The following is a 6,483-nucleotide window of genomic DNA, read 5'->3' on the forward strand; positions in this document are numbered from 1 at the left end:
GGAATCCACGGCGCCGACCCGGCGCCCGCCGGCAACGAACCGGTACACCCCGGCCCCCGCCGAAGCCCGCGTGCCCGGCTCCCGGCGCCCACCCCAAGGACCCGCCATGGCATCCACCGCCGTCAGTCCCGCTCCCGGCACCCGGCCGGCCGCCTCGCCCCCGACCCGACGTCGTCGCCCGCTCCGCCGGTTCGCGCCGGCCTCGGTGTCCGAGGCCGCGCGGCGCTCCGCGTACGCGTTCCTCGCGTTGCCGCTCGGCCTGATCGGCATCGTCCTGACGCTCGGCGGCAGTTCGTCCCGCGCCGCGCGCCTGCAACTCGCCGCGGCCCGCCGATTCCTGGACCCGCACACCGGCGGCGGCCGGCACCGCGGCGCCGTGACCGACCGGGGCGCCGCCCCCGGCGCCGTGCGGGTGCTCCGACACGCCGTCCTCGACACGGCGCTGGGTGTGCCGATGCTGATCCTGGCCGCGTACGCCTACGGCAACACGATCCGCAACCTGACCTACCCGATCTGGTACGGCGACACCGATTACCACGACGCGTGGGGCGGCCCCTCCCTGGCCGGCGTCTGGGCCGTACATGCGATCGGCGGCCTCGCCTTCCTCGCCGTCTGCCTGTGCCTGATCCAGGGCCTCACCACGCTCCGGGCTGCCGGTGCGCGTCGCACGTTCCGCACCGAAAGCCCAGCCTGAACCCACCCGAACCGATGCCAACCCCCCATCCGGCCGCCTCCTCGCGCCGACCCCCGGACGCCGTCATGCACACCACCCTCGCAGCCGACTCCACCCCCGCCCCGTCCCACCGACCACCCGTTCCCGGCATACCATCACCAACCGTGAAGATCGTTCGGCCGGCGACGATCCGGTCCGCGCTGCGCGAGGCGGTGTCGCCCTCCTCGGTGGCCCCGCTCCCGCCCACGCGCCGCACGGTGCGGGTGTTGACCCTGGCCGCCCTCGTGCTCACCGTCGTGGGGTGGCTCGACCTCCACCAGCACTACGACATGGGCGCCCCCGGGACGACGATCGCCGCGATCGCCCGCGCCGTACCGGTCCTGCTGTGCCTGTATCGCCCGCTGCCGGCCTGGTGGTTGGCCCTGGCCGCGGCGATCGCCACCGCCGTACCCACCCACCCGGTGTCCTCCGCCGAGCCGTGGCCGTGGGCCGTGACGTCGGTGTTCTCCCTCGTCGTGGTGCTCACCGTGGTCGCCCTGCGCGCCCCGCGCCGCGTACTCCTCGTGTTGTGGCTGACCCTGCTCGCGTCGGGCACCGTGCTCGCCGCGACGCGCGGCCCGATCCGGGTCGACGAACTGCTGCCCATCACGATCCTGTCCGCGCTGGCCCCGCTCACCGCCGAGGCGATCGGCAGCCGCGGCGACGCGCAGCGCCGACTGGTCCTGGTCGAGGAGGTCGGCCGGGCCGAACACGCCCGGCGCGCCCTCTTGGAGGAACGCGCCCGCATCGCCCGCGAGTTGCACGACGTGGTCGCCCACCACATGTCGGTGATCACCGTGCAGGCGGACAGCGCGCCCTACCGGATCGCCGACCTGCCGCCCGCCGCCGCCGACGAGTTCGGCACGATCGCCGCCGAGGCGCGTCGTTCGCTGACCGAGATGCGCCGACTGCTGCACGTGCTGCGCCAGGACGCGGACACCGGCGCGGGAGACGGCGGCCCCGCGGCGGAGCACAGCCCGCAACCCGGCCTGGCCGACCTGCCCGTACTGATCGAGACCGCACACCGCGCCGGCCTGGGCGCGCACCTGTCCATCGCGGACACCGTGCCCGCGCCGGAGCGGGTCCCGGTGGGCGTACAACTGTCCGCGTACCGCCTGGTCCAGGAATCGCTGAGCAACGTGGTCCGGCACGCGCCCGGCGCCACGGTACGGGTGGCCCTGTCCGGCGACGCCTCGGCGCTGCGCATCGACGTCCGCAACTCCGCGCCCACGCACGGCGGTCGGCCCGTCGAACCCGCCTCCGCCGAGGCCGATTCGGGCCGGGGACCGGCGGCCGGCGGCCAGGGTCTGATCGGCATGCGCGAACGAGTCGCCATGCTGGCCGGGGAGTTGCGTACCGAGGCGCTGCCCGACGGCGGCTTCCACGTCGCCGCCATACTGCCCCTGCCGGCGGCCGACGCCGGCTCGGCCCCGTCGACCCCTGGAGTGGCATGACCACCGTATTGATCGCCGACGACCAGTCGATGATCCGCGCCGGCTTCGCCGCGTTGCTCGCGGCGCAGCCGGACCTGGAGGTGGTCGGCGAGGCGGCCGACGGGCGCGAGGCGATCCGGCTGACCCGCGAGACGCGGCCCGACGTGGTGTTGATGGACGTACGCATGCCGGTCCTGGACGGCCTGGCCGCGACCCGCGAACTCCTGGGCACGCCGGGCGAGTCCGGCCCGCTGCCGAGGGTGCTCATGCTCACCACGTTCGACATCGACGACTACGTGTACGAGGCGCTGCGCGCCGGCGCCAGCGGCTTCCTGCTCAAGGACGCGTCCCCGGCCGACCTGATCGCGGCGGTGCGCATCGTCGCGGCCGGCGACGCGCTGCTCGCGCCCTCGATCACCCGTCGGCTGATCGAGGACTTCGCCCGCAACCGCCCGATCACGCGGCCGAGTTCGACTCGCCTGGGCAAGCTCACGCCGCGCGAGACCGAGGTGCTGGGACTGGTCGCGCAGGGGCGCTCCAACGGCGAGATCGCGGCCCACCTCTTTCTCGCCGAGCAGACCGTCAAGACCCACGTCAGCCGCATCCTCGACAAACTGGACCTGCGCGATCGGGCGCAGGCCGTCGTCTTCGCCTACGAGAGCGGCCTGATCGCCCCCGGAGGCACGGGCCTGTCCCGCCCGCCGCAGCAGGGACAGCCCCGCACCCGGCCCTGAAGCCGAGAACGCGGGACGCCCCCCGAAGCGCCGCGGCGGCCCCGGGCGCCGTTCGCCCGCCCGGGGCCGACCCACTCCCGTACTCCGGCAGCTACTCCGACTGCGCCCCCAGGTCCCGAAGTTCCGGACGCTCCAGTCGCCCCGGGTCGGCGAGGATGTTGATCTCGACGATCTTGTCGCCCACGATGGTGAAGTCCATGACTCCCATCGGCCGACCCATCGGTGCGGTGAACAGCCCCGGGGAGCCGTTGACCAGCACCGGCCGCGCGTACTGCGCCATGCGGGCGAAGGAGAGCGCCTGGGCGACCACCGCACGGGCGCCGCGGACGAGTTGCGACACCCCGAGCGCGCCGTCCCCGGTGTCGGCGCGCAGCAGCACGTCGGGGTCGAGCAGATCGAGCAGGGCCTGGAAATCGCCGCCGCGCGACGCCGCGAGGAACGCGTCCACCACCCGGCGCTGGCGCGGCAGATCGGGCTTGGGCGCCGCGCCCTGGACCCGACGGCGGGCCCGGCTGGCGAGCTGGCGCGTCGCGGCGGTGGTCTTGTCCACGATCGGCGCGATGTCGTCGAACGGCATCGCGAACATGTCGTGCAACACGAACGCGAGCCGCTCGGCCGGCGGCAGCGTGTCCAGTACGACGAGCATGGCCAACCCGACCGAATCGGCCAGCACGGCCGACTGCTCGGGGTCGGCGCCGTCCGCATCGGTCACGATCGGGTCCGGGACGTGCGTATCCCACTCGTCCTCGCGCCGGGACTTGCGCGAACGCAACATGTCGAGACACACCCGGCCGACCACCGTGGTCAACCAGCCCGCCAGGTTCTCCACGCCGGAGATGTCGGAACGATCCAGCCGCAGCCACGCCTCCTGCACGGCGTCCTCGGCCTCGCTGAGCGAACCGAGCATGCGATAGGCCACCGACCGCAGATGCGCCCGGTTCTCCTCGAACCGCTCGGCCACCAATCCCTGCTCCGTGATCATCCGCTTTCTCCCGTCCGGTTCCACCGCCATCACGATCACCGATTTCCAGACGATATGACACCAGCCCCCACGTCCCGAACAGCCCTCCCAACCCCCCACGAATGCCACGGACGCCGACGGCCGAACCCCGCCCGGCTCAGCCGATCCACACCAGGTTGATCACGCTCACCATCACCCGCTTCTCCTGCACGATGTACGTCGCGAACCCGTGCGCCGCGAAGGCCGCCTCCAGGGTGTCGCGCAGCCCCCCGCTCATCCGCGCCCCCACGGTCCACGGGTCGTACCGCAACCGCCGCTCCAACTCCGCCCACGCCCGCCGCGCGGCGGCCGGGAGCGTACGCCGGATCGCCTCCGCCTCGACGTGGTACTCCACGCCGTAGCTCATCCCCGCACCCGCAACCGTCGGCCGTCGCGGTGGATCGTGCGGCCGGCGGCACCCGGATCTGCGGAAACGCTCATGGACCCAAGCGTCGCACCACCCACACGGTCGCCCACCCGAGACCCGAAATCCCATACGGCACACCTCCGCGCCGCCGCGAAAAATGGATGTCGCCCACCCGTCCCGCACCCCTAAGCTGCGGACACGAAGCAACGCACCTCCCGGTGCGCAGACGAGCGGCTACTTCCTTCCCAGAAGTGGGACCTGGTCCCACCGCCGCGCGTCATCTCGATCTCGGGAGGATCAACGTCGGGGTGCCCGGTGCGCAGACCGGGAATTCTTCCTTTTGCTGGGGTGGTCCCGGGTTCGAGTCCCGGTCGCCGGTTCGCCGGTGGTAGCTCAGCGGTAGAGCGCCTTGAAAGCCCGGTCGCCTCGATCTCGGGCACCTCGACGTTGTCACCTCCCCCACATTCCACGGGGGATCACCATGTCTCGATTCAACCTGCCCCGAGGCCGCCCGGTCGCCGTCTCGCCGGTGCGCAGCACGGGCTCGAAGACCGTCACCCACCAGGGCGGCACCGGCTACACCCGCGACGCGCGCAGTGAGTTGTTCCTGCTCGCGGTGGCGAACTTCGTCGGCACCGACACGTTCTACGAGAGCGGCGGCACCCGCGACGACCGGTTCACCCAGCTCGTCCACGAACTGGCGGTGTACGACGGCGAATGGCTGCTCGGCCTGCTCACCTGGCTGCGCCGCGACGCCAACATGCGTACCGCCGCGATCGTCGGCGCCGCCGAAATGACGCGTGCTCGCCTGGAGTTCGGGCTGCCGGGTCTGTCCCGCCGGGCGGTGGACGCGGTGTTGCGCCGCGCCGACGAGCCCGGCGAGCTGCTGGGCTACTGGACCTCGCGCTACGGCCGGGCCATTCCCAAGCCGATCAAGCGCGGCATCGAGGACGCCGTGCGCCGGCTGTACACCTCGCACGCGCTGCTCAAGTACGACACCGCGAGCAAGGGCTACCGCTTCGCCGATGTGCTCAACCTGACCCACCCGCGTCCAGCGGGGGACAAGCCGTGGCAGGGCGCGCTGTTCGGCTACGCGCTCGACCGCCGGCACCACCCCGACACGGCGACTCCGCCCGCGTCGGACCCGGTGCTCACCGCGCGCGCCGAGCTGATGGCCGTGCCCGCGGCCGAGCGCGCGGCGCTGCTGCGCGCTCCCGACGCGGCCGCGCGGCTGCGGGCCGCCGGCATCACCTGGGAGGCGCTGGCGGGTTGGCTCCAGGGGCCGATGGACGCGGCGGCGTGGTCGGCGGTGATCCCGTCGATGGGCTACATGGCACTGCTGCGCAACCTGCGCAACTTCGACGAGGCCGGTGTCGACGACGTCCTCGCCGCGCAGGTCGCGGCTCGGCTGGCTGATCCCGAAGAGGTCTCGCGCTCCGGGCAGTTGCCGTTCCGGTTCCTGTCCGCGCACCGCGCCGCGCCGTCGCTGCGCTGGGCGTACCCGCTGGAGCAGGCGCTCGGTCACGCGCTGGCGAACGTCCCGAAGCTGCCCGGGCAGACGCTGATCCTGGTGGACACCAGTTCCAGCATGGAGTCGGGCTTCTCCCGGGACGGCACGCTGATGCGCTGGGACGCGGCGGCACTGTTCGGCATCGCGATCGGTCAGCGCTGCGGGTATGCCGACGTGGTGTCCTTCTCCAGCACCCGGCGGTATTGGGAGGACAAGCCCGGAGCGCACACGAAGACCTATCCGATGCGTCGCGGCGAGTCGTTGCTGCGCTCGCTGGATCGCTGGAAGCAGGACGGCTACTTCCTGGGCGGCGGCACCGACACCGCCCTGGCGCTGCGTCGGGAGTATCGGGCGCACGACCGGGTGCTGATCGTCACCGACGAGCAGGCCGGGCACGACACCCAGGAGGTGACCAGGTCCATCCCGGAGAACATTCCGCTGTACACCTGGAACCTGGCCGGCTACCAGGCCGGGCACGCCCCGTCGGGCAGCCGCAACCGGCACACCTTCGGTGGCCTCACCGACGCCGCGTTCACCATGATCCCGCTCCTGGAGGCGGGTCGGGACGCGCGGTGGCCGTGGGAGGCGACGGCCGGCACCGCCGGCTGAGTCGTGGGGGGGGGGGGGGGGCCCCGCCCCCCCCCCCCCCCCCCCCCCCCCCCCCCCCCCCCCCCCCCCCCCCCCCCCCCCCCCCCCCCCCCCCCCCCCGGCCGGCGGGGGGGGCGGC

General features: G+C 73.3%; 6 protein-coding genes. 4 read left to right on the forward strand and 2 right to left on the reverse strand.

Going from position 1 to position 6,483, the window contains the following annotated elements:
* Nucleotides 1-106: 106 nt before the first annotated feature.
* The 3 genes from ACFXKZ_RS42225 (at nt 107) to ACFXKZ_RS42235 (ending at nt 2,879) form a co-directional block, all read left to right on the forward strand.
* Nucleotides 107-694 carry a hypothetical protein gene (locus ACFXKZ_RS42225; protein WP_380010038.1) on the forward strand — a complete coding sequence of 196 codons (588 nt, stop codon included), beginning with the start codon at nt 107-109 and terminating at the stop codon, nt 692-694.
* Between the two features lie 143 nt (nt 695-837).
* Entirely contained in the window at nt 838-2,166 is a 1,329-nt protein-coding gene (locus tag ACFXKZ_RS42230; protein WP_380010041.1) for a sensor histidine kinase, read from the forward strand.
* A complete protein-coding gene (locus tag ACFXKZ_RS42235) occupies nt 2,163-2,879 on the forward strand; it encodes a response regulator (RefSeq protein WP_380010044.1) in 717 nt (238 codons plus the stop codon). The genes ACFXKZ_RS42230 and ACFXKZ_RS42235 overlap by 4 nt, the downstream gene beginning before the upstream one ends.
* A gap of 91 nt (nt 2,880-2,970) precedes the next feature.
* Here the strand turns inward: ACFXKZ_RS42235 and sigJ are convergent, their stop codons facing one another.
* Nucleotides 2,971-3,861, reverse strand: coding sequence for an RNA polymerase sigma factor SigJ (gene sigJ, locus ACFXKZ_RS42240; protein ID WP_380010047.1), 891 nt, complete (start codon nt 3,859-3,861; stop codon nt 2,971-2,973).
* Between the two features lie 136 nt (nt 3,862-3,997).
* Nucleotides 3,998-4,246 (reverse strand): hypothetical protein, encoded by a 249-nt coding sequence (locus ACFXKZ_RS42245; protein ID WP_380010050.1) that lies wholly within the window; start codon nt 4,244-4,246, stop codon nt 3,998-4,000.
* A 481-nt stretch (nt 4,247-4,727) separates the two neighbouring features.
* Here ACFXKZ_RS42245 and ACFXKZ_RS42250 point away from each other — a divergent pair, with 481 nt between their 5' ends.
* On the forward strand, nt 4,728-6,365 hold the full coding sequence (locus ACFXKZ_RS42250) for a TROVE domain-containing protein (RefSeq protein WP_380010053.1): 1,638 nt from the start codon (nt 4,728-4,730) through the stop codon (nt 6,363-6,365).
* Nucleotides 6,366-6,483 lie beyond the last annotated feature (118 nt).

The sequence above is a fragment of the Embleya sp. NPDC059237 genome (assembly GCF_042754105.1).
Taxonomy (GTDB): domain Bacteria; phylum Actinomycetota; class Actinomycetes; order Streptomycetales; family Streptomycetaceae; genus Embleya.

Bases quoted from the DNA above. Each gene is read 5' to 3' on its own strand.
- ACFXKZ_RS42225 (WP_380010038.1), top strand. From the start codon at position 107: ATGGCATCCACCGCCGTCAGTCCCGCTCCCGGCACCCGGCCGGCCGCC.
- ACFXKZ_RS42235 (WP_380010044.1), top strand. From the start codon at position 2,163: ATGACCACCGTATTGATCGCCGACGACCAGTCGATGATCCGCGCCGGC.
- sigJ (WP_380010047.1), bottom strand. From the start codon at position 3,861: ATGATCACGGAGCAGGGATTGGTGGCCGAGCGGTTCGAGGAGAACCGG.
- ACFXKZ_RS42245 (WP_380010050.1), bottom strand. From the start codon at position 4,246: ATGAGCTACGGCGTGGAGTACCACGTCGAGGCGGAGGCGATCCGGCGT.
- ACFXKZ_RS42250 (WP_380010053.1), top strand. From the start codon at position 4,728: ATGTCTCGATTCAACCTGCCCCGAGGCCGCCCGGTCGCCGTCTCGCCG.